16 protein-coding genes are annotated in these 22,171 nt (G+C 68.2%); 2 read left to right on the top strand and 14 right to left on the bottom strand.

Going from position 1 to position 22,171, the window contains the following annotated elements; translation table 11 throughout:
* Positions 1-33 precede the first annotated feature (33 nt).
* Complete coding sequence (locus ACG10_RS03630; RefSeq protein ID WP_089167166.1) at positions 34-684, top strand: protein kinase family protein; 651 nt, start codon at positions 34-36, stop codon at positions 682-684.
* Positions 685-715: 31 nt separating this feature from the next.
* Here the strand turns inward: ACG10_RS03630 and ACG10_RS03625 are convergent, their stop codons facing one another.
* The 14 genes from ACG10_RS03625 to glnE all read right to left on the bottom strand — a co-directional run bounded on the left by ACG10_RS03625 (position 716) and on the right by glnE (position 19,278).
* Entirely contained in the window at positions 716-1,876 is a 1,161-nt protein-coding gene (locus tag ACG10_RS03625; RefSeq protein WP_232487180.1) for an O-antigen ligase family protein, read from the bottom strand.
* 233 nt (positions 1,877-2,109) lie between these two features.
* Positions 2,110-3,078, bottom strand: a complete 969-nt coding sequence (locus ACG10_RS03620; protein WP_232487179.1) for a glycosyltransferase family 8 protein — start codon at positions 3,076-3,078, stop codon at positions 2,110-2,112.
* Between the two features lie 238 nt (positions 3,079-3,316).
* Positions 3,317-4,420 carry a capsular polysaccharide export protein, LipB/KpsS family gene (locus ACG10_RS03615; protein ID WP_089167163.1) on the bottom strand — a complete coding sequence of 368 codons (1,104 nt, stop codon included), beginning with the start codon at positions 4,418-4,420 and terminating at the stop codon, positions 3,317-3,319.
* A 70-nt stretch (positions 4,421-4,490) separates the two neighbouring features.
* On the bottom strand, positions 4,491-5,774 hold the full coding sequence (locus ACG10_RS03610) for a capsule biosynthesis protein (RefSeq protein WP_089167162.1): 1,284 nt from the start codon (positions 5,772-5,774) through the stop codon (positions 4,491-4,493).
* Positions 5,775-5,778: 4 nt separating this feature from the next.
* Positions 5,779-6,906 carry a glycosyltransferase gene (locus ACG10_RS03605; protein ID WP_089167161.1) on the bottom strand — a complete coding sequence of 376 codons (1,128 nt, stop codon included), beginning with the start codon at positions 6,904-6,906 and terminating at the stop codon, positions 5,779-5,781.
* On the bottom strand, positions 6,893-8,647 hold the full coding sequence (locus tag ACG10_RS03600; RefSeq protein ID WP_089167160.1) for a carbamoyltransferase family protein: 1,755 nt from the start codon (positions 8,645-8,647) through the stop codon (positions 6,893-6,895). Before ACG10_RS03600 ends, ACG10_RS03605 begins: the two co-directional genes overlap by 14 nt.
* Positions 8,648-8,661: 14 nt before the next feature.
* Complete coding sequence (locus ACG10_RS03595; RefSeq protein WP_089167159.1) at positions 8,662-10,119, bottom strand: lipopolysaccharide kinase InaA family protein; 1,458 nt, start codon at positions 10,117-10,119, stop codon at positions 8,662-8,664.
* 76 nt (positions 10,120-10,195) lie between these two features.
* Complete coding sequence (locus ACG10_RS03590) at positions 10,196-10,933, bottom strand: lipopolysaccharide kinase InaA family protein (RefSeq protein WP_089167158.1); 738 nt, start codon at positions 10,931-10,933, stop codon at positions 10,196-10,198.
* Positions 10,930-11,745, bottom strand: a complete 816-nt coding sequence (gene rfaP, locus ACG10_RS03585; protein ID WP_089167157.1) for a lipopolysaccharide core heptose(I) kinase RfaP — start codon at positions 11,743-11,745, stop codon at positions 10,930-10,932. The genes ACG10_RS03590 and rfaP overlap by 4 nt, the downstream gene beginning before the upstream one ends.
* 91 nt (positions 11,746-11,836) lie before the next feature.
* On the bottom strand, positions 11,837-12,961 hold the full coding sequence (locus tag ACG10_RS03580) for a glycosyltransferase family 4 protein (RefSeq protein ID WP_089167156.1): 1,125 nt from the start codon (positions 12,959-12,961) through the stop codon (positions 11,837-11,839).
* A 70-nt stretch (positions 12,962-13,031) separates the two neighbouring features.
* Entirely contained in the window at positions 13,032-14,093 is a 1,062-nt protein-coding gene (gene waaC / locus ACG10_RS03575) for a lipopolysaccharide heptosyltransferase I (protein WP_089167155.1), read from the bottom strand.
* Positions 14,094-15,143 carry a lipopolysaccharide heptosyltransferase II gene (gene waaF / locus ACG10_RS03570; protein WP_089167154.1) on the bottom strand — a complete coding sequence of 350 codons (1,050 nt, stop codon included), beginning with the start codon at positions 15,141-15,143 and terminating at the stop codon, positions 14,094-14,096.
* A 167-nt stretch (positions 15,144-15,310) separates the two neighbouring features.
* On the bottom strand, positions 15,311-16,234 hold the full coding sequence (locus ACG10_RS03565) for a branched-chain amino acid transaminase (protein ID WP_039801907.1): 924 nt from the start codon (positions 16,232-16,234) through the stop codon (positions 15,311-15,313).
* 101 nt (positions 16,235-16,335) lie between these two features.
* A complete protein-coding gene (glnE, locus tag ACG10_RS03560) occupies positions 16,336-19,278 on the bottom strand; it encodes a bifunctional [glutamate--ammonia ligase]-adenylyl-L-tyrosine phosphorylase/[glutamate--ammonia-ligase] adenylyltransferase (protein WP_089167153.1) in 2,943 nt (980 codons plus the stop codon).
* A 239-nt stretch (positions 19,279-19,517) separates the two neighbouring features.
* Here glnE and aceE point away from each other — a divergent pair, with 239 nt between their 5' ends.
* Positions 19,518-22,166, top strand: coding sequence for a pyruvate dehydrogenase (acetyl-transferring), homodimeric type (gene aceE / locus ACG10_RS03555; RefSeq protein ID WP_089169784.1), 2,649 nt, complete (start codon positions 19,518-19,520; stop codon positions 22,164-22,166).
* Positions 22,167-22,171 lie beyond the last annotated feature (5 nt).

Raw genomic sequence — 22,171 nt, 5'->3', positions numbered from 1 at the left:
ACGGCGAGCCTCGAACATCGATTGAGGAACAGGATGCGGATTGTATCAGCGCAAGAGCTGGAAAAATGGCTGGAAAGCGGCCGTGTCCTGGAAAAGGACGCACGCGGCCCCAAGGTCGTGGCCCTGGACGACGGGCGCTTCCTGAAGATCTTCCACACCCGCCGCCATCCCCTGCTCGCCCGCCTGCAGCCCGCCGCCCGGCGCTTCTGCCGCAACGCCGGGGAACTCGGCCAGCGCGACATCCGCACGCTGCAGGTCATCGAGACATTCTGGCTGGATCGCGCGGCGGGCCTGAGCGGCTGCCTCTACCGCCCGCTGCCGGGCATCTCGGTGGAACAGCTTTACCGCCAGGAGCCGCAACGGATCACCGAACTGCTGCCGGCCCTGGCGGGCTTCATCCGCCACCTGCACGAGCGCGGGATCTACTTCCGCTCCCTGCACCTGGGCAACATCATCCGCATGCCCGACGGCCAGTTCGGCCTGATCGACATCCTCGACCTGCGCTGCCGGCAAGGCGCGCTCAGTGCCTGGCAGGTGAAGCGCAACCTCGGCCATCTGCGCCGCTATCTGGAGCGGCGCAAGCTGACCGACTTCCCCTTCGACGCGCTGTGCGAACTGTATCGCCATCCGGCCCGTAGCCCGGCCAGCCCCCCTGCACTCGCCACGACCGGCAAAGCGAAATAGCGCCGACGAACATGGCCCGGCTCCCGCGGGTTCAGGCCGTCTCGCCCGCGGAAGACGGACGCCGTACCCCCAGCAGGATGCCGACCGGGAACCAGAACACCACCCAATAGGGGCTGGGGCGGTGGAAGATGGCATAGATATCCGAAACCATCGCCACCATGGCGAACGCCAGCAGCCCCAGCCCGAGCCGCGCCAGAGGCTCCGCCCGGCAGGTCCAGCCCTTCCACACGAGACTCGCGAGCAGCACGACCAGCAGCAGGATGCCCGGCAGGCCGTACTCGTACCAGAACTGCAGATAGAGGCTGTGGGCATGCTTGACGCTGAAGTTGATAGGCGGCGGAAAAACAAACTCGAAATCAGCCCCGGCGCCCGCTCCCAACAGCCAGAATCCGGAAAAGCGCTCGCCCCAAGCATCCCAGATCAAGTCGCGGTTGCTCAGCCCTACCTGCCGCTCATGCTGGATTTCCGGCCAGAAGACGAACAGGGCGACCAGCAGCAGCAGAGCCCCGCTGCCCAGCAAGGCCTTCGACCTGGCGTTGGGAAACAGCAGGAGCATGACGAGGCCGCCGGCCGCCGTGGCGAACCAGGCGCCGCGGGAGAAGGTGAGCAGGATGTAGGCGAGCAACCCCAGCATACCCAGGGCCAACAAGGCTGCCTGCCAGGGACGGACCGGAAGGCCAACCAGCAATCCGGTCGCCAGCACGGCGAAGACCCCGTAGTACAGACCGGCGACGATGGGATGATCCAGATCCGCGAAGCCCTTCCAGCCCAGTTCGCTCAGGCGACCGGTGAAGCGCAGTACGCGGTAGTCCAGCGGCTTGTCCAGCACGCCGAACTGATAGTAGAGCGTCAGCCAGGCGAAGAGCGCGGCCACGGCCACGGCGGCGACCAGCAGGCCGCACAGGAGGCTCGGCCGCCTGGCCAGACTGGCCACCGCGAACAGGTAAATCAGCACCAGCCCGACGATCTTGAACCAGTGACCGGGATCCTCCGCCGCACCGGGATTCAACCAGCCGCTGAGCAGCACCCAGGCGGACAGGGCCAGCAGGATGCGCGCCGGCCACTGGCGCCAGATGTCCGGGGAGAAGCGCCGGGCCAGCAGGAGAAACAGTGCGGGCACAAACAGCAGCAGATAGGTCTGGGTGGCGTAACGGCTGCCATCGTTGTTGAACACCAGGCCGGTCAGTTGCACGAAAAGGCCGGCCCCCAGAAGATACGGCCAGGCACTGGCGAACCGCGACAACGGGGCCAGGCGTTGAGTAGAAATCACAGCGACTCCATTCGATCATCTTTGGAAATCATGCACTCATGCGGGCAACTCCCGCCCCGCACACTGGAGCAGGCCCATCATCCCACAGCGTGGGGCATCATGACGGGATGCTCCATCAGACCCTTTCAACCAATGTCACGAAACCGGGAGGCCGCTCATGCGCTCGGGCCATGCTTCCAGCGCAGGAACCGGCCGTACCAGAGCAGCCCACTCAGCCAGCGCCCCTGGCGGAACATGAGCCGGTACATGAACCTCGAATAGACGTAGATCTCCCGGGGCGTGAAGCCCTCGTCGAGGGCAACCCCGGCCCAGGGCGTGAGCGCCTGGTACTTGAGAAACAACTCCTTCGACTGGTGGGGATTCCAGTTCCGCCATGGCTTCATCGGGCCGATGAAGTGCACGAACCTCGTGCTCGGCGGGACATCCATCTCGGCCTTGCCCTTCTTCAGCTTGCCGGTGAGCCCGTATTGGTGGTTCCAGCCCCTGTCGATGAAGCACGCCTGTCCATCGAGCACGATATTGAGGGCGTCCTGGTCGGAGTACCTGAGATTCAGGGCCGGATCGACAATCTTCTCCAGAGCCCGCTCCGATATCCCGGAGGCGATCCAGCGGGGAATGTCGATATACAGGACGCCGGAATTAAAGTAATCCGCAAGAGCAAACCCTTTTCGCTCCAGACCGGCCCGCTTGGACCTGGCCCCGGCGTCGCGAACCACGGCGGCGATGCTCGCGCCGAGATCCAGCTGCGGCAACTCGGAGATCTCCCCGGTGCACAGAATATCCGCATCGAGATAGAGCACCCGCTCCGTGACATCCTGCAGAGCCTCGGGGATCAGCAGCCGGATGTAGGCGGCCTTGGAGATGTGGGCCTGTCCCTTGCCGCCTCCGGGGTCCTTGATCTCTGCCAGCTCATCGACGAGATGCAGGTGCACCGGCCGGCCGCAAAGGTGCTCCAGTTGCTCCAGGCGGGTCCGGCTGGCCGGCGAGATGCGGGCAATGAACACATGGAAGACCAGCTCCAGCCCGGGATTGCTCTCGACGATCGAAGCGATGGTGACACCCATGGGGTGCAGGTACTTCTCGTCCACCCCAAAGGCGACATGGAGCGTGTCGACATGCTTCAAGCGGGTTGCAGACATGCTTTCCCCCGGAGCGAAACGTGCCCTGGCAGGCCGGGCCGTTCGCCGGCAGACCGGTGCCAGCCGGCACGGACAGCAAGACAAGGCCCTGCATCCATTCGCCCGCCGACCAGGAGAGCATATTCAGGCCCGGGGCGTCCGGGCCGCGGGGAAAGGCCGCCGCGGAAAGCTCCGGGCAGCGCATGGAAAGGCAGCAATATCGTTTCTGACAAGTTCAAAAGCCTCAGGCCTGCATTCTGCGCGCAACGTCCTGCAAATGCTCGGCATTGGCATCCTGCCAGCGCCCCGGTACACAATACTCATTCTTCAGATAATGCAGGAAGCTCTTTCGCAGCGCCTGGTCCAGGGGCCAGTCGGGGAACTGCCGGGCGATGCGCACCAGCTCGTCCGCCGAGTCCGCGTGCATGACCACCCCTTCGACGTTGAAGAACGCCTGCCCCAGGGTGACCACCGGCTTGCCCAGCAGGATGCTCTCCAGGCCCACGGTCGAGTTCAGGGTGACGACGAACTGGCTACCCTCGATCAGCTCCTGGGTGCTGTTGCCGTTGGCGAACAGCAGTCGCTCGTGGGTGCGCCGATGCAGTTCAGGATAAGTCTCGCGGCTGGACGGATGCTCCTTGAACACCACGGAGAGGTCCGTCTCGGCCGCCAGCCGCTCACCCAGGGCGAACAGCTGGCGCATGTCGCCGACCCAGGGCGAGAACAGCCGCACCTGGGTATCGCGGTCGTCCTGGAAGGGGATGAACACATAGCGCGCCGGCAGCTCGATGGGCGTCAGGCCGGTGTTGCGCGGCTTGCGCGGGATCAGGGTGATCTCGCCACTCGGCTCGCCGCCTTGGGCGGCTGCGTAGCGCCGGTAGAAGTCGGCATCGCGCGGCACCGAGTTGTGGAAATTGACGCCCCTGGGGTCGAGGGTCGTGGTGCCGGGCAGCAGGCCGTTCTCGAAGAAGAAGGTGCGACAGCCCTCCGGCAACAGGGCCAGCAGCAGCTGGCAATAGCGGTGCGAGCCGTTCCACATGACCACCGCCGTCGGCCGCTCGCGCGCCAGCAGCGCCTGGAGGCGCAGGGCCATCCAGAGCAACTCCAGGCGCAGCAGCAGGCGATAGAACCGGCCTTCCTCCTTGCGCTTGACACGACGCTCCTGACACTTGGCCTCGATCAGACGTACCCAGTCGATGCGCCCGGCGATGGCCGGCAGCTGCCAGGGTCGCGGCCAGGGCAGGCTCCCGGGAACCACCACCCGACCGCGCAGTTCGGTCTCGTCCAGCAGGCGCTGGAAATACAGGCTCTGGTGCTTGGCCAGAGAGAAGAACAGGAAGTAACTCATGGCAGATCCGACCAGTCCTGCCCGCTCCCGCCGTCATCGGCGCGGGCCCAAGAAGATGAAAGAAGCATTCCTACAAGCGTTCCGGCAACTCGCAGTGCCCGACGTCCCCGGGCAATCCTGCACCGGCGAGCAGAGCCTCGAGCAGACGATGGGTCGTCTCCAGGCCCTCCACGCCCCATGCCAGGTGATGATGGGCGAAGGCCCGGGCCTGGCCCACATGCCGGGCATAGTCGCGCTCGATATCCAGCAGCCGCTGGCGCAGCCCTTCCAGCGAGCTCACCGCCTCGCCGAAGAAACGCTCTTGGGCAAAGATATCCCGCTCGCCGCCCAGATTGCAGTAGACGATGGGCCGCCGCGCCAGCGCCGCCTCGACCACCGCGTTGGACATGATGTTGACCACCACGCTGGCCCGACCGAGGGCCTCGGCCAGGCTGCAGCCGGCCGGCAGAACCTCGATGTGGGCGTGCTGCGCGGCCGCCTCCTGCCAGAACGGCACCTGGCTGCGCGGATGGGCCTTGACCAGCACCCGGTAGTGCGGATTGTCCGCAGCCCAGTCCCGGAGCAGCGCATAGGTGCGCCGGTAGCCGGCCTCCTTCTCCTTGTCAGGCCCCACCCCGAGGATCAGCAGGGTGCGCAGCGCCGCCTCGGCCGGCGGCAGGTCGTAGGCGCGGTCGACCATGTGCGAGCCGGACAGCACCGCCTGGGTGCTGCCGAAGCGCAGGGGCCGCTCGCGCAGCGCGTCCAGCGAACTCTGGCCGAACAGGAAGTAGTAGTCGTAGTCGGTCATGCCCAGACGCCGCGAGTTCTCCAGGGTGGTGGCGTGGGCCAGGTGCACCAGCGGACGGCCGCGACGGTTGAGCGACAGGCGCAGGAAGGGGCTGCACAGGCTGCCGTTGCGGTCGTTGATCAGCAGGCGGGGATCGTAGTGCTCGACCAGCCACTCGGCGTAGGCGGCGTAGCCGAAATAGCGCAGCGGCACCGGCTGCGGCGGGCGCGCCAGCAGGCGCCCGGCGATGACCGCCTGCGGATCTTCCTGGGCGATCTCGACCAGGTGATGGCCGGCACCGCGCAGGGCCGCGATCAGGTGCTTCTTGCGCTGCAGCGGAATCACCTTGGGCGCGCCCTGCAGCAGCAGGAAGTCGCAGGACTCGCTTTCACGGCTGGCTTTCGACAGGCCAAGATGCGCCCGTACGCCGAATATCAGGTCGAGCAGCACCTCGCGGCCGAAACGCAGCGCAGCACCCGGCCAGGCGTGGCGCTCGCGCAGCACCCGCCAGCGATAGCGATCCAGCATGCGGGCCTTGCGCGCCCAGGCGCCTTCGGCCGGCGGGTCGATGCGAACGGGTTCGGCCATGAGGTCAGTCCAGCACGAAGGGGGCGGTCATCGGCAGCGCCCAGAAGCGCCGGGCCACCGCCTGGTCGGAGAAGCGCTCCTGCAGGCGTCGCTCCATGGCCTGCGCGCAGGCGGCGCGGGCGGCCTCGTCGAGGCCGGCGAGGCGCACCAGCCCTGCGGCCAGTGCCGCCGCATCGCCCAGCGGAAACAGCGTGCCGACACCCTCGACCACCTCCCGGCCGCCACCGCAGTCGGTGGCGATCAGCGGCACGCCGGCGACCATCGCCTCCAGCAGCACCATGCCGAAGGGTTCGTGGTCGGAACTCAGGGCGAAGACGTCGAAGGCCCGGAAGTAGCGCCGCGCCTCGGGAATCTGGCCGAGAAAGCGCACCTGCCCGGCGATGCCCAGGCTGCCGGCCAGGGCCTTCAGCTCGGCCTCGAGCCGGCCGCTGCCGAGGATCGCCAGCAGGCTGCCCGCGGGCAGCTGCGGCAGCGCCTCGGCGAAGCCGCGCAGCAGGGTGACCTGGTCCTTGTCCGGGTGCAGCCGGCCGACATTGCCGACGATCCAGGCGTCCGCCGGCAGCCCGAGCGCCTGGCGGGCCGCCTGGCGATCCACCTGAGTGGCCTTGAGGGCCTGCACATCGATGCGGTTGTAGAGGGTCTCGATGCACCCGGCCGGCCAGGACGGCAGGCAGGCGCGCATGTCGTCGCGCACCGCATCCGATACGCCGAGCAGGCTCAGGCGCCGGCGAAAGCAGGCGGCGAACAGCCGCCGCGACAGCCGCCGGTAGTCGTCGAAGGCATGGTGCACGGCGATCACCGGCAGGTCGCTGGCCAGCAGGGCGACGTAGGCCGGCTTGAAGCGGTGGGCGATGCACAGGCGGAAATCGCGCCCGTGCAGGATGCGCTTCAGCGCGCGGATGGCGGCGAGCTTGAGGCCGCGCACCTCCTGGCTGTCGTAGCCGAGGAAGATCACCTCGTCGGAGGCGCTGCCCTGCTCCGCCTCGATGCTGGGCTCACCGGTCAGGTAGACGGTGGTGACCTGGTACGGCGTGCCGGCGAACAGCTGCGCGTACTGCCGGGCGCAGTCGAGGAAGGGACCGTCGTAGCCGTGGCAGAACTGCAGCACCCGAGGCCCTTCAGACCGCGTCATACCAGTCCATCCCGTCCTTGACCACCAGGATGTCCTGCATGATCAGGTAGCGCAGGTCCGAGCCGTAAAACATGTTCAGCGCATCGGTCGGCGAGCAGATCATCGGTTCGCCGCGGCGGTTCAGCGAAGTGTTCAGCGACACGCCGTTGCCGGTGAGGCTTTCCAGCTCCTTCATCAGGTCGTACCAGCGCGGGTTGAAGCGGCGCTCGAGCACCTGGGCGCGGGAGGTGCCGTCCTCGTGGACGACCTCCGGCACGCGGTCCTTCCACTCCTCGTTGACCTCGAAGGTGAAGGTCATGAACGGCGACGGGTGATCGACCTTGAGCATCTGCGGCGCCACGGTGTCGAGCATCGACGGGCAGAACGGCCGCCAGCGCTCGCGGAACTTGATCTGCTCGTTGATCCGGTCGGCGACGCCCGGCACGCTCGGGCAGCCGATGATCGAGCGCCCGCCGAGGGCGCGCGGGCCGAACTCCATGCGGCCCTGGAACCAGGCCACCGGATGGCCGTCGACCATGATTTTCGCGATACGTTGCTCGACGTTGTCGATCTGTTTCCAGACGGGCTTCTGCGGGTGCCTGGCGCAGGCGGCGATCACTTCCTCGTTGGAGTAGGACGGGCCGAGGTAGACGTGCTCCATCTTCTCCACCGGCACACCGCGCTGGTGCGAGACATAGGCCGCGGCGCCGACCGCGGTGCCGGCATCGCCGGAGGCCGGCTGGACGAACAGCTCCTTGACCTCCGGGCGGGCGATGATCTTCTGGTTCAGCTTGACGTTCAGCGCGCAGCCGCCGGAGAAGGCGATCCGCCCGGTCTCGCGGATGATGTCGCCGAGGTAGTAGTCCATCATCTGCAGCGCCAGCTTCTCGAACAACGCCTGCATGCTGGCGGCGTAGTGGATGTAGGGCTCGTCGGCGACGTCGCCCTCGCGCCTGGGCCCCAGCCACTCGATCAGTTTGGGCGAGAAGTAGTAGCCCTTGCCCTTGTCCTTGTAGCGGCGGAAACCGATGACGTTGGCGTAGTCGGTATTGATGGTCAGCTCGCCGTTCTCGAATTTGGCCAGCCGCGAGAAGTCGTAGCGGGCGGCGTCGCCGTAGGGCGCCATGCCCATCACCTTGAACTCGCCGTCGAGCATCTCGAAGCCGAGGTACTCGGTGATCGCGCCGTACAGACCGCCGAGCGAATCCGGGTCGTAGAACTCCTTGATCTTGTGGATCCGGCCGTTCTCGCCCCAGCCGAAGAAGGTGGTGGCGTACTCGCCCTTGCCGTCGATGCCGAGGATCGCGGTCTTTTCCTGGAAGCCCGCGCAGTGGTAGGCGCTGGAAGCGTGGGCCAGGTGGTGCTCGACCGCCTCGATCCGGACCTTCTTCAGGTCGAAGCCGAGCTGCTGCAGGCACCACTGGATGCGCGTGCGGTAGCGCTTGTAACGGCGGTTGCCCGTCAGGATGGCGTCCAGCGCCCGGTCCGGGGCGTACCAGTAGCGCCTGGCGTAGTGCCAGCGGGCCTTGTCGAACAGGCTGATCGGCGCGAAGGGAATGGCCACCACGTCGACGTCGGAAGGCTTGACCCCGGCCTGCTCCAGGCAGAACTTGGCCGACTCGTAGGGCATGCGGTTCTTCGCGTGCTTGTCGCGCACGAAGCGCTCTTCTTCGGCGGCCGCGACCAGCTTGCCGTCGATGTACAGGGCGGCGGAAGGATCGTGACTGAGGGCGCCGGAAAGGCCGAGAATCGTCAGTGCCACAGGGTCTAGCCTCTTTACTCTTCGGTGGTGCGGGCATCCGCTGCCCGCGGTAAGCGTTGGTCGAGCAGCCGGTGCAGCGCCGAGTCGGCCGGCCAGTTGCGCAAAAAGCGCGCGCGGTCCTCGGCGAAGGCGCGCTCGAAGCGGGCGGCGCCGTGATGCTGCTCCAGCGCATCCAGGTCGATCAGCAGCCAGTGGCCGTCCTGCCAGAGCAGGTTGTTACCCTTCAGGTCGCCATGGCTGATGCGCTCGCGCAGCAGGGCGGCGAACAGCCGCTCCAGCGCCAGCAGTTCCTCTTCCGGCGGAGCGCCGTCCTGATACGGCTGAAAACGCGCGAGTATATCCTGCCCGTCGCAGTATTCGGTAATCAGGTAGGCGCGCCCGCGCAGGCCGCAGAAGCGCCGCTCCAGCACCGCCAGCGGGCGCGGCGTGGGAATGCCGAGAAAGGCCAGGCGATTGCCTGCGACCCAGCTGTGCCAGCCGCGACTGGGGCGCCAGAAGCGCTTGAGCCAGTGGGCGAAACCCTTGATGTTGTAGCGCTTGACGACCAGGGTCCGGCCGCACAGCTCGACCCGCGCCACGGTGGCGGCCCCGCCGGTCTTGTAGAGATGCCCCTGATCGATGAGCGCATCGGGGGCGGCCAGAAGCGGGCGCAACAACGCCTCGCTGTCGCGTCGCTGCGCGCGCAGCCCCATGGGCCCGTGCCGCACGCTGAACAGCGTGCAGTCGCGGCCGACCTTGGCGACAAAGTCGCGCAGCCGCCAGCGGCGTACCCGGGCCACCTCCTTGAGCAGCGCCTCCAGCGGCAGGGCGTGCTCGCCGTTGGCCAGCAGGTAGTGCACCAGCAGTTCATCGAAGAACGGCTCGAGCTCGACCGGGAACTGGGCGAAGAAGGCGCCGAGGTTCTCCAGCACCCGCTCGCGGGACAGCGGCTGGCCGGGCGTCTCCGCGTGCACCGCGCCGCCGTCGACTACATGCAGCTGCCCCGCGTGGCGCAGCAGGTTGTCCAGGTGCATGTCGGCCTGCCACAGTCCCCTGGCGTGCAGACCGGCGATCGCGGCCAGGGCCTCGCCGAGCACCGCCTGCTGGCCGTCCGACAGCAGCGGCTCGTGCTCGACGCGCTGCCAGGCATCGGCCAGGCTTTGCGCACCGTCCAGATAGTCGAACAGCAGCCAGCCGCCTTCGCCCTCGACCAGACCGTCGGCCAGCAGCCGCGGGGTGGTCTGCTGCTGACCGGCGAGCAGGTGCACACCCTTCAGCTCGCGCTGGAAATGCCGTGCCGCCTTGTCGCCGACCAAGAGCTTGGCCAGCACCCGCTGCCCGCGCCACTCGCCGCGGCCGACGTAGCGCTGCCCCGGCAGCACGCGCAGCAGGCTGTCCAGACGCAGGCTGGCCGGCCCGGCGGCATCGGCCAGCTCGACGAGCAGCGGCAGCTCCGGCTGGCGGCCGGCCTTCTTCAACTGGCGCAGATTCATGCGAGACACTCCTTTCCGTGCTGTCGCCTCGACAGCCGTCCATGCCCTGTGTGCAGCACGCTGGCAATGCACACGCTCATTCGCGCCCCTCGAAATACTTGAGGATCTGCCGGATGCGCACCTTGTCGCTGGCATTCAGCCGGCTGCGCCGGCGGTACTGCAGATAGAAGCGCAGGCGCTGGGTGCGCGACAGCTTGTACTTGGCCACCTTGTCCAGGCAGGCGAGGTCCTTGACGATCCGCCAGCGCAGCCACTGGCCCCACCAGAAGCCGCCTACCGGGCAGTCGATGAAGAACAGCCGGCCCTCGCCGTCGACCAGCAGGTTGCGCCACTTCAGGTCGTTGTGGACGAAGTGATGGTCGTGCATGGTCCGGGTCGCCCGGGCCAGCTGGCGGCTGACGCCGTCCACCCAGCGCGGATCGCCCAGGCGCGGGTCGTCGTCCCTGGCCAGCCGGGCCAGATCCTTGGTGCCGGGCAGCTCGCGGGTGATCAGCGCGCCGCACAGGAAGGCCCCGCCGCTGCGCTCCAGCCCCCAGGCGGCCAGGGAGGCGGTCGGGATGCCCCACTTGGCGAAGCGCCTGAGGTTCTGCCATTCGGCCTTGACCCGCGGCCGCCCCAGATAGCGGCGCAGGCCCTTGCCCGCCGAGCGGTAGCGCTTGACGTAGTAGCGCTCGCCGGCGATCTCGACGCGGATCACGTCGGACAGCGGATCCCGGGAAACCCGCTCGCCGTCCAGGGCGAACACCGCCGCCAGGCTGGCGAAGGCCCGTGCCGCCGCGGGGTCCAGATCGGGGGACAGCTGCCAGGCGCTCATAGCGGATTGCCCTCCGCCGCCTTGCGCTGGAAGCGTGCCAGCAGGCGCCCGGCCTGGGCCTCCAGGCGGGCGAGCAGACGAGCCTCCTCGCGCAGTATCTGGCGCAGCGGCTGGCGGAAGTAGCCGCGCAGGAAGCGCAGCTTGTCACGGCGGGTCAGGCCGATGTCCAGCGCCGAGAAGTACAGCGCGGCCAGGTCCTTGTCGCGCCAGCGCCGCGGCGTGCGCGCGCGAGTCTGCGCGCGGTGCAGGTCGATCAGCGACAGCCTGAGGCTGTCGGCCTCCACCGGCCGGTCGGTGTGCAGCAGGAAATGGCAGATATAGCAGTCGCGGTGATTGACCCCGGCAGCGTGCATGCCGGCGGTCAGTCGCGCCACCTCGGCGATCAGCGCGCGCTTCAGGCGCGGCGCCGGCGGCCGGCTCGGCCAGTCGAGGCAGAAATCCTCGAGGCTGACGGTCGGCGCCAGTTCCTCGGTGATCAGGAAGGAGTGCTGGCGCGCCGGGTTGCCGCCGCGCTCGCCGAAGGCCACCGGCGTCATGGTCGGCACCCCCGCTTCGGTCAGGCGCCTGAGCGCCCGCCACTCCTGGGCGGCGCCGAGCACCGGCGCCCTGGCGGTCAGCAGGTTCTTGAGAATCTCGCCCCAGCCGATGCCGCGGTGGATCTTGACGAAGTAGCCGCACCCGGCCACCACGACGCGCAGGGTGCGGCGAGCCTCCAGCTCGCGGTAGACCTGGCCCTGCAGGCGCTCGACCTCGGCGAAGGCATCGCGCCCGGCCCAGAGGGACTTGAAGGGTTCGGAGAGAATCAACTGCATGGACATACATCCCTGTAGGAGCCAGCGTGCTGGCGATCTGCTGCGAACCACGATATCGCAGACACGCGGGCGCCTGCACCCGGCGAGGCGTTCACTCGCCCTGCTCCGCCAGGATCAGGTCGGCAGCCCGCTGCGGCATGGAATAGAGGTCGGCGGTTTCGGCGTAGGCCAGGCCGTTGCGCCGGCAGAGCGCGCGGCGGTCGTCGGCTTCGAGCAGATCGGCGAGCGTCCGGTTCAGGCGCTCCTGGTCGAACGGGCTGGGCAGCACCTGTCCGCAACCGGCCTCGGCGATGTAGTGAGCATAGCCACAGACGTCGGTGACCAGCACCGGCAGCCCGGCGACCAGCGCCTCGAGCAGCACGGTGCCGGTGTTCTCGTTGTAGGCCGGATGGATCAGCAGGTCGGCGCCGAGCAGAAAGCGCGGAATGTCGCTGCGTCCCTTGAGGATCTCGACCCTCTCCGACAGGCCGAGCGCCTTGACCTGCAACTGGAAGGGCCGCGGGTCATCCTGACCGATGGCGATCAGTCGAGTGCGCTGCTTCAGCGCGGCGGGCAGCGCGGCGAGCGCCTTGAGGCTGCGGTCCAGCCCCTTGGTCTTGAAGCCGGAGCCGATCTGCACCAGCAGCAGATCGTCGCCGCCCAGGCCGAACTCGCGGCGGAAGTCGGCGCGGATCTCGCCCGCATTGGCCGGCGCGCGGCGGTCGGCGGAGATCCCCGGCGGCAGCAGGTGGAAGCGCTCCGCCGGGGTGCCGTAGTGCTTGACGAACAGCGGCTGCTGCACCTCGGAGATCATCAGGATCTGCGTCTTCGACTGCGGCGCGAACACCGCGCGCTCGTAGTCGGCGAAATGCCGGTAGCGCCCCCACAGGCGATAGAGCGGGTTGCGCAGGGTCTGCGCCTTGTCCTCGTAGCAGGGATCGGCGGCATAGTAGACATCCAGTCCGGGCATCTTGTTGAAGCCGATCACCCGGTCCACCGGGCGGCGCGCCAGGTCGGCCTGCACCCAGGCGGTGAAACGCTCGTTGCGGGCATGGTTGAACAGCGCCTTGACCGGCGCGATCAGCACCTCGAAGCCCGCCGGAATCTCGCCCTCCCAGAACATGCTGTAGACGCGGATGGCGTGCCCGCGCTGCTGGCACTCCAAGGCGATGCGCATGAAATCGCGCTGCAGCCCGCCGAAGGGAAAGTACTTGTAGAGGATGAAGGCCAGCTGCATCAGAAGGTCCTGTCGGCAAAAGCATGGATCGGCGCCGGGCGCGCCGGCGCGACGGCAAGGGCCAGCCCGCTCAGCATCGGCACGCCGCCTCGTTCAGCAGCGCCTGCAGCTCGCCGGCCACCCGCGGCGGGGCGAGGCGGCTGAAGCACACCGGCTGCTCGCGGCTCAGGTCCAGCCGGCGGCGGTCCTCCTCGGTCGGCCGATAGCCGCAGGTCTTCTGCAGGCAGGGCACGCAGGCCGGATAGTCGCTGGTGAGATGGCGCTGGTGACGGCCATAGGCGCCGGTCAGACGCGGGTCGGTCGGGCCGTAGAGAGAGACGGTCGGCACGTCCAGCGCCGCCGCCAGGTGGCCGAGGCCGGTGTCCACCGCCACGCAGGCGCTGGCCCCGGCGAGAATCCCGGCGATGCCGGCGAGGTTGGTCCTGGGCAGCACCTCGACCGCCGCCAGCCCCTCGGCGATACGCTCGGCGCGCGCCTGCTCCGCCGCATTGCCCCAGGGCAGGCGCACCGCCCAGCCCTCGCCGGCCATGCGTTCGGCCAGCTCGCGCCAGTAGCTTTCCGGCCAGTGCTTGCTGTCCCAGGTGGTGCCGTGCAGGAACAGCAGGTAGGGCGCAGCCGCCGGTGCGGCCAGCCGCTTGCGGTCCAGGCCGTAGTCGCCGACCGTCGCCGGTACGGAGTAGCCCAGCGCCTGGGCGAACAGCTGGCGCACCCGCTCCACCGCGTGCTGGCCCCAGGGCACGGGATGGCGGCGCCCGTAGAAGAGACTGGCCAGCGGCTCGCGCGCCGAGCGGCGATCCAGCCCGGCCACCGGCGCGCCGCCGAAGCGGGTCAGCCAGGCGCTTTTCAGGAGGCCCTGGGCGTCGATCACCAGATCGTAGTCGTCCCCCAGGCTCTGCCGGAAGCGCCGCCACTCGCCGCGGGTCGTCGCCTGCCAGAGGCTGCGGCGCCAGCGGCGGATGGCCACCGGGATCACCCGCTCCACCGCCGGGTGCCAGGCGGGAATCTCGGCGAAGCCCTCCTCCACCACCCAGTCGAAGCGGATGCCGGGCAGCGCCCGCGCCGCGTCGGTCAGCGCCGGCAGGGTATGGATGACGTCGCCCAGCGAGGAAGTCTTGATCAGCAGTACGCGCACTCAGTGCTCCTGCGGCTGCGGGTCGGGCAGAGGATCGCCGGCGAGGCGCTGCAGGGCGTCCAGCACCCCTTGCGGTGCCAGCTCGCGCAGGCAGTTGTAGTGGCCGAAGCGGCAGGTGCGCTCGAAGCAGGGACTGCAGTCCAGGCCCAGGCGGACGATTTCCACCTGCTCGGCCAGGGGCGGGGTGAACTGCGGCGAGGTGGAGCCGTACACCGCCACCAGCGGGCGGCCCAGTGCGGCGGCCACGTGCATCAGCCCCGAGTCGTTGGACACCACCGCGTCGGCGCAGGACAGCAGGTCGAGCGCCTCGGCCAGGCTGGTTTCCCCGGCCAGATTGGCCGTCGCCTCGCGCAGCTCGGGCGCCAGGGCGGCGCGGATCGCCTCGCCGACCGGATGGTCGTTCTTCGAACCGAACAGCCAGACCTGCCAGCCGGCGCGCAGCTTGGCCTCGGCCACGGCGGCGTAGTGCTCGGCCGGCCAGCGCTTGGCCTCGCCGAACTCGGCGCCGGGACAGAGCGCCAGTAGCGGCCGGCCGAGGCGCAGACCGAACTTCTGCAACGCCGCCGCACGGCTCTGCGGCTCGATGCGCAGGGCCGGCCGTGGATAGGGTTGCGGCAGCTCGGCACCGGGCTCGAAGGCGAGCGCCATGAAGCGCTCGATCATCAGCGGGTAGCGCGCCTTGTCCAGCCGGCGAATGTCGTTGAGCAGGACGTAACGCATCTCGCCGCGCCAGCCGGTGCGCTCGGGGATGCCGGCAAAGAACGGCACCAGCGCCGACTTCAGCGAGTTGGGCAGGAGGATCGCCTGGTCGTACTGCCCGGCCAGGGACTTGCCGATGCGGCGGCGGCCGGCGAGGTCGAGCACGCCATGGCCGAACGGAAAGCTCAGCGCGCGGCGCACCTCGGGCATGCGTTCGAGGATCGGCCGGCTCCACTCGGGCGCCAGCACGTCGATTTCGCAGTCGGGATGGCGCTGCTTCAGGCAGACGAACAGGGTCTGCGCCATCACCATGTCGCCGACCCAGCTGGGACCGATGATCAGGATATTCATAGGGGTTCGTCTGGTCGTAGGGCGGGTTAGCTGCGTAGCAGCGTAACCCGCCATGAATGCCTCGGGCATCCGCTGGTCGATCTGCCGATTGCCGGCCCTGCGGGCCGGTTGGCGGGTTACGGCCTGCGGCCTAACCCGCCCTACGCCCCACCCACCCTACATCGTGCTTACTTGACCAGGGTACGCCACTCGGGATGGGCGTCGGTCTTGCCGGTGACCAGGTCGAAGTAGGCGCGCTGCAGCTTCTCGGTGAGCGGGCCGCGGCGGCCGATACCGATCTGCCGGCCGTCCACTTCGCGGATCGGCGTGACTTCGGCGGCGGTGCCGGTGAAGAAGGCCTCGTCGGCGATGTACACCTCGTCGCGGGTGATGCGCTTCTCGACAATCTCGACGCCCATCTCGCGGGCCAGGGTCAGCACCGTGTTGCGGGTGATGCCGTTCAGGCAGGCCGTGACTTCCGGGGTGTAGATCACGCCGTCCTTGACGATGAAGATGTTCTCCCCCGAACCCTCGGCCACGTAGCCTTCCGGATCGAGCAGCAGGGCCTCGTCGGCGCCGCCGGAGATCGCCTCCTGCAGGGCCAGCATGGAGTTGACGTAGGCGCCGCTGGACTTGGCGCGGGTCATGGTGATGTTCACGTGATGGCGGGTGAAGGAGCTGGTGCGGATCTTGATGCCCTGCTCCAGCGCGTCCTCGCCCATGTAGGCGCCCCAGTGCCAGGCGGCGACGATGACGCGGACCTTCAGGCCGCTGGCGCGCAGGCCCATGCCTTCCGAGCCGTAGAAGGCCAGCGGGCGGATGTAGGCGCTGTCCAGCTTGTTCTCGCGCACCGCGGCGCGGGTCGCCTCGTTGATCTCGTCCCTGGTGAAGGGGATCTTCATGCCCATGATGTGCGCCGAGTCGAACAGGCGGTCGGTGTGCGCCTGCAGACGGAAGATCGCCGTGCCCTGCGGGGTGTTGTAGGCACGCACGCCTTCGAACACGCCCATCCCGTAGTGCAGGCTGTGGGTCAGCACATGGGTGGTCGCGTCGCGCCACTGCACCAGTTCGCCGTCGTACCAGATCACACCATCACGGTCGGCCATCGACATAATTAGCCTGCTCCTCAAGAGAATTCGCTACGTAATACACACCAGACCGGGCGGCGCCCCGCGCCACCCCTATATTCGGCAGGCCCCCGCAGGCGCCCCGCTCAGCTCAATCCCAGCTCCCGCCAGATCCGCATCACCGCTCGACGTTCGTCCTGGAACTGATCGCCGCCCACCACGCCCGGCTGCTTCTGCAGGGCCAGTCGGTGGGCGGCGGCGCGATAGGCCTTGTAGGCCTCCTGCAGCAGGCGAACCTCGTCGCAGGGCAGCAGGCCGGCCTGCGCGAGGCCGTCCAGAATCCGGATGTTGTCGGTGTAGCGCAACAGCTCTGGATGCTGGTGCGACCAGGCGAGGGCCGCATATTGCACCATAAATTCGATATCGACGATACCGCCGGCATCCTGCTTGAGATTGAAGGGGACCGCCGCCTCGAAGGCGTTTTCCGCCGTGCCGGCGGCCGTGCTCGAGGTGCCGAGGTTGGCGCGCATCTTCGCGCGCATCTCGCCGACCTCGCGGCGCAGGTTGTCCAGCTCGCGCGGACGGGCCAGCACCTGGGCGCGCACCTGCTCGAAGGCGGCGGCCAGCCGCGGGCTGCCGACCAGCACCCGGGCGCGCACCAGCGCCTGATGCTCCCAGGTCCAGGCCTCATGCTCCTGATAGCGCTGGAAGGCGCCGAGCGAGCTGACCAGAAGCCCTGCGTTGCCGCTCGGACGCAGGCGCATGTCCACCTCGTAGAGCTGCCCGGACGGCGTCTGCGCGGTGAGCAGGTGGACGATGCGCTGGCCCAGGCGGGTGAAGAACTGCGCGCCGTCGATCGGCTTGGCGCCGTCGGTCTCGGCCTGCGGGTCGCCATCGTGGATGAACACCAGGTCCAGGTCCGAGCCGTGGCCCAGCTCGATGCCGCCGACCTTGCCGTAGCCGACGATGATGAAGTCCAGGTCGCAGGGGCTGCCGTCGCCGCGCCTGGGGTTGCCATGGCGGGCGACCATCTGCCGCCAGGCGAGCGTGAGCACCTGGTCGAGGATCGCCTCGGCCAGCCAGGTCAGGTAGTCGCTGACCTTCATCAAGGGCAGGGTGCCGGCGATTTCCGAGGCGGCGACGCGCAGCCGGTGGGCCAGCTTGAAGTGGCGCAGCGCCTCCATCTGCTGCTCCAGGTCGTCCTCGGGAATGCGCAAGAGCAGCGCGTTCAGCTCGGCCGCCAGCTCCGCCTCCTGCGGCGGGCTGTACAGGCGCTCCTCGTTGAGCAACTGGTCGAGCAGCAGCGGGAAGCGGGTGATCTGCTCGGCGACCCACGGGCTGGCGGCGCAGAGGGCGAGCAGGCGCTGCAGGGCGCCGGGGTTTTCGGTGAGCAGCACCAGATAGGCGGAGCGCCGCGCCACCGCCTCGACCAGCGGCAGCACCCGCTCCAGCACCAGATCGGGGTCATCCTGCTCCACCGCCAGGGCCAGCAGCTGCGGGATGAAGGCATCGAGGCGCTCGCGGCCGAGGCGCTGCATGCTGCGCACCTGAGTGCCGCCGCGCAGCGCCGCGAGACGCTGGCAGACCTGTTGCGGATCGGCGAAGCCGGCCTCGGACAACTGCCGGCAGGCCGACGCCTGGTCGCCGGCGCTCTCCCACAACGGCAGCCACTGGGTGTCGACCGGCCGCTCCTCGGGCGCCTCGTCCTCGCCGGGCGCGGCGATCACCTGGCGAAAATGCCAGTCGACCCGCTCGCGCCAGTGCGCCAGCCGCTCGAGGAACGCCTCCCAGTCGGCGCAGCCGAGCATGCAGGCGACCCGCGCCCGGTCGAGCTCGTTATCGGGCAGCATCTGCGTCTGGCGATCGGCGATGGCCTGCAGCGCATGCTCGGTGTAGCGCAGGAACTCGTAGCCCTCGCGCAGTTCGGTCACCACCGGCGGCGGCAGGTAACCCTGGCCCTCGAGGGTGGCCAGCACCGTCAGCAGCGGCCGCTGCTGCAGGCTGCGGTCGCGGCCGCCGTGGATCAGCTGGAACACCTGGGCGACGAACTCCACCTCGCGGATGCCGCCGGCGCCCAGCTTGACGTTGCCCGCCATGCCCTTGCGGCGCACTTCCTGGCGGATCAGCTGCTTCATGTCGCGCAGCGCCTCGATGGCGGAAAAGTCCAGGTAGCGCCGGTAGACGAACGGCTGCAGCATCTCCAGGAGCTGGCGCCCGGCCTCGCGGTCGCCGCCGACCACCCGCGCCTTGATCATCGCGTAGCGCTCCCAGTCGCGTCCCTGGTCCTGGTAGTACTGCTCCATGGCGTTGAAGCTGTAGACCAGCGGCCCGCTGGAGCCGTAGGGGCGCAGGCGCATGTCGACGCGGAAGGCCTGGCCGTCCACGGTGATGGCGTCCAGCGCCTTGATCAGCTTCTGGCCGAGGCGGACGAAGAACTCCTGGTTGTCCAGGCTGCGCCGCTCCCCTTCCGTCTCGCCGCCCTCGGGGTAGGCGAAGATCAGGTCGATGTCCGAGGACAGGTTCAGCTCGCCGGCGCCCAGCTTGCCCATGCCGAGCACCACCAGCTGCTGCGGCAGCCGGGAGCGACGCCCGAGCGGCGTGCCGAACTGCGCGCAGAGCCGCGCGTGCAGCCACTGACAGGCCAGGTCGATGCAGGCGTCGGCGAGCTCGGAGAGGTCGCGGCAGGTCTCGACCAGATCCGCCTGGCGGCTGATGTCGCGCCAGACGATGCGCAGCTGCTGGCGGTTGCGGAAGCGCCGCAGCCGCCGGCCCAGCTCCTCCTCGTCTCCGCACTCGGCAAGCAGCGCGGCGAGCTGCCCGCGCAGCTCGTCCGGCGCCAGGGAGCGCTCGAGGGTGCCGCCGTCGGCCAGTTGCAGGAGCATCGCCGGATCGCGCAGCGCCTGCCCGGCGACGAACTCGCTGTTCGCGCAGACCCGCGCGAAGGCCGCGCGCCGCGCCGGCGGCCACTCGGCAAAAGGCGTCGCCGGGCCGTCGCCGAGCGCACCGGCGGCCGGCTCGAACGCCGCCAGGGCGCGGTTGGCCAGGGTTTCCAGCGAAGGGGGAAGGGCGACTAGCGTAGGTAGGCTCATGCTTGTTTCCTGTCTCGACCGGGCCTGTCCGCAAGCGGCTCGAGTCCCGGCCCGCGGGGTAATTTTACAAAAATCCTTGGGGGGGGGCTGAAAGCGCCATTGTTTTGTAGTAAAACTACAAGACAGTCGGATCACCCGCCGACCACTAACAACAATCCCGCCGTCGCCCATAAGGCCGGCCGCGCATCCAGGCTCCCGACTCAAGGAAGCCTTCCGCTATGGAGCAAGACATGCCAGACATGCAAGACCTTGACCCCATCGAAACCCAGGAGTGGCTGGACGCTCTCGAATCCGTCCTCGATCACGAAGGCGAAAACCGCGCCCACTATCTGCTGACCCGGATGGGTGAGCTGGCCACCCGTACGGGTACCCAACTGCCCTATGCGATCACCACGCCCTACCGCAACACCATTCCGGTGACCCACGAAGCGCCCATGCCCGGCGACCTGTTCATGGAGCGCCGCATCCGCTCCCTGGTACGCTGGAACGCGCTGGCCACTGTCATGCGGGCGAACAAGAAGGACCCGGACCTGGGCGGCCACATCTCCAGCTTCGCCTCCAGCGCCACCCTCTACGATATCGGTTTCAACTATTTCTTTCAGGCGCCCACCGCGGAACACGGCGGCGATCTGATCTACTTCCAGGGCCACGCCTCCCCCGGCGTCTACGCCCGCGCCTTCCTCGAAGGCCGCCTCAGCGAAGATCAGCTGCAGAACTACCGGCAGGAAGTCGACGGCAACGGCCTGTCCTCCTACCCGCACCCGCACCTGATGCCGGACTTCTGGCAGTTCCCCACCGTCTCCATGGGTCTGGGCCCGATCCAGGCGATCTACCAGGCGCGCTTCATGAAGTACCTGGAAGACCGCGGCTTCATCACCCCCGGCAAGCAGAAAGTCTGGTGCTTCATGGGCGACGGCGAGTGCGACGAGCCGGAATCCCTCGGCGCCATCGCCCTGGCCGGCCGCGAGAAGCTGGACAACCTGATCTTCGTCATCAACTGCAACCTGCAGCGCCTCGACGGCCCGGTGCGCGGTAACGGCAAGATCATCCAGGAGCTCGAAGGCGTGTTCCGCGGTGCCCAGTGGAACGTCAACAAGGTGGTCTGGGGCCGCTTCTGGGACCCGCTGTTCGCCAAGGACCATGCCGGCCTGCTGCAGCAGCGCATGGACGAGGTGGTCGACGGCGACTACCAGAACTACAAGGCCAAAGACGGCGCCTTCGTCCGCGAACATTTCTTCGGCGCCCGTCCCGAGCTGCTGGAGATGGTCAAGGAGATGTCCGACGAGGACATCTGGAAACTCAATCGCGGCGGCCACGACCCCTACAAGGTCTATGCCGCCTATCACCAGGCGGTCAACCACAAGGGCCAGCCGAGCGTGATCCTCGCCAAGACCATCAAGGGCTACGGCACCGGAGCCGGCGAGGCGAAGAACATCGCCCACAACGTGAAGAAGATGGATGTCGAGAGCCTCAAGCTCTTCCGCGACAAGTTCGACATCCCGCTGAAGGACGACGAGCTGGAAACCCTGCCGTTCTACCGGCCGGACGAGAACAGCCCGGAGATGAAGTACCTGCGCAGCCGCCGCGAGGCCCTGGGCGGCTTCGTCCCGCAGCGCCGCAGCAAGAGCATCAGCATCCCGACCCCGCCGCTGGACACCCTCAAGGCGATCCTCGACGGCACCGGCGACCGCGAAATCTCCACCACCATGGCCTTCGTGCGGATCCTCGCACAGCTGGTCAAGGACAAGGAGCTGGGTTCGCGCATCGTGCCGATCATCCCCGACGAGGCACGCACCTTCGGCATGGAAGGCATGTTCCGCCAGCTCGGCATCTACTCCTCGGTCGGCCAGCTCTACGAGCCGGTGGACAAGGACCAGGTGATGTTCTACCGCGAGGACAAGAAGGGCCAGATCCTCGAGGAAGGCATCAACGAGGCCGGCGCCATGTCCAGCTGGATCGCCGCGGCGACCGCCTACAGCAACCACAACCAGCCGATGCTGCCGTTCTACGTGTTCTACTCGATGTTCGGCTTCCAGCGCATCGGCGACCTGGCCTGGGCGGCCGGCGACAGCCAGGCGCGCGGCTTCCTGATCGGCGGTACCGCCGGACGCACCACGCTCAACGGCGAAGGCCTGCAGCACGAGGACGGTCACAGCCACATCATGGCCTCGACCATCCCCAACTGCCGCACCTACGATCCGACCTATGCCTACGAGATGGCGGTGATCATCCGCGACGGCATTCGCCAGATGACCGAAGAGCAGCAGAACGTCTTCTACTACATCACCGCGATGAACGAGGCCTACACTCAGCCGGCCATGCCGGAAGGCGTCGAGGAAGGCATCGTCAAGGGCATGTACCTGCTGGAAGAGGACAAGCGCGACGCCGCGCACCACGTCCAGCTGCTCGGCTGCGGCACCATCCTGCGCGAAGTGCGCGAAGCGGCGAAGATCCTCCGCGAGGACTACAACATCGCCGCCGACGTATGGAGCGTGACCAGCTTCAACGAGCTGCGCCGTGACGGCCTGGCCGTGGAGCGCCGCAACCGCCTGCACCCGGGACAGAAGCCGGAGCAGAGCTACGTCGAGCAATGCCTGACCGGCCGCAAGGGTCCGGTGGTGGCCTCCAGCGACTACATGAAGCTGTTCGCCGACCAGATCCGCCAGTGGGTCCCGAGCAAGGAATACAAGGTGCTCGGCACCGACGGCTTCGGCCGCAGCGACAGCCGCAAGAAGCTGCGTCACTTCTTCGAGGTGGACCGCTACTGGGTGGTGCTGGCCGCACTGGAAGCGCTGGCCGATCGCGGTGATATCGAACCCAAGGTGGTCGCCGAGGCCATCGTCAAGTTCGGCATCGATCCCGACAAGCGCAACCCCCTGGACTGCTGAGGAGA

This window comes from Azotobacter chroococcum (genome assembly GCF_002220155.1).
In the GTDB taxonomy this organism is placed as follows: domain Bacteria; phylum Pseudomonadota; class Gammaproteobacteria; order Pseudomonadales; family Pseudomonadaceae; genus Azotobacter; species Azotobacter chroococcum.
Note: the sequence above shows the minus strand (reverse complement) of the source record. Positions and strands in the feature narration are given on the sequence as shown.

Bases quoted from the DNA above. Each gene is read 5' to 3' on its own strand.
- ACG10_RS03630 (WP_089167166.1), top strand. From the start codon at position 34: ATGCGGATTGTATCAGCGCAAGAGCTGGAAAAATGGCTGGAAAGCGGC.
- ACG10_RS03615 (WP_089167163.1), bottom strand. From the start codon at position 4,420: ATGAGTTACTTCCTGTTCTTCTCTCTGGCCAAGCACCAGAGCCTGTAT.
- ACG10_RS03610 (WP_089167162.1), bottom strand. From the start codon at position 5,774: ATGGCCGAACCCGTTCGCATCGACCCGCCGGCCGAAGGCGCCTGGGCG.
- ACG10_RS03605 (WP_089167161.1), bottom strand. From the start codon at position 6,906: ATGACGCGGTCTGAAGGGCCTCGGGTGCTGCAGTTCTGCCACGGCTAC.
- ACG10_RS03595 (WP_089167159.1), bottom strand. From the start codon at position 10,119: ATGAATCTGCGCCAGTTGAAGAAGGCCGGCCGCCAGCCGGAGCTGCCG.
- ACG10_RS03590 (WP_089167158.1), bottom strand. From the start codon at position 10,933: ATGAGCGCCTGGCAGCTGTCCCCCGATCTGGACCCCGCGGCGGCACGG.
- rfaP (WP_089167157.1), bottom strand. From the start codon at position 11,745: ATGCAGTTGATTCTCTCCGAACCCTTCAAGTCCCTCTGGGCCGGGCGC.
- ACG10_RS03580 (WP_089167156.1), bottom strand. From the start codon at position 12,961: ATGCAGCTGGCCTTCATCCTCTACAAGTACTTTCCCTTCGGCGGGCTG.
- waaF (WP_089167154.1), bottom strand. From the start codon at position 15,143: ATGAATATCCTGATCATCGGTCCCAGCTGGGTCGGCGACATGGTGATG.
- ACG10_RS03565 (WP_039801907.1), bottom strand. From the start codon at position 16,234: ATGTCGATGGCCGACCGTGATGGTGTGATCTGGTACGACGGCGAACTG.
- glnE (WP_089167153.1), bottom strand. From the start codon at position 19,278: ATGAGCCTACCTACGCTAGTCGCCCTTCCCCCTTCGCTGGAAACCCTG.
- aceE (WP_089169784.1), top strand. From the start codon at position 19,518: ATGCAAGACCTTGACCCCATCGAAACCCAGGAGTGGCTGGACGCTCTC.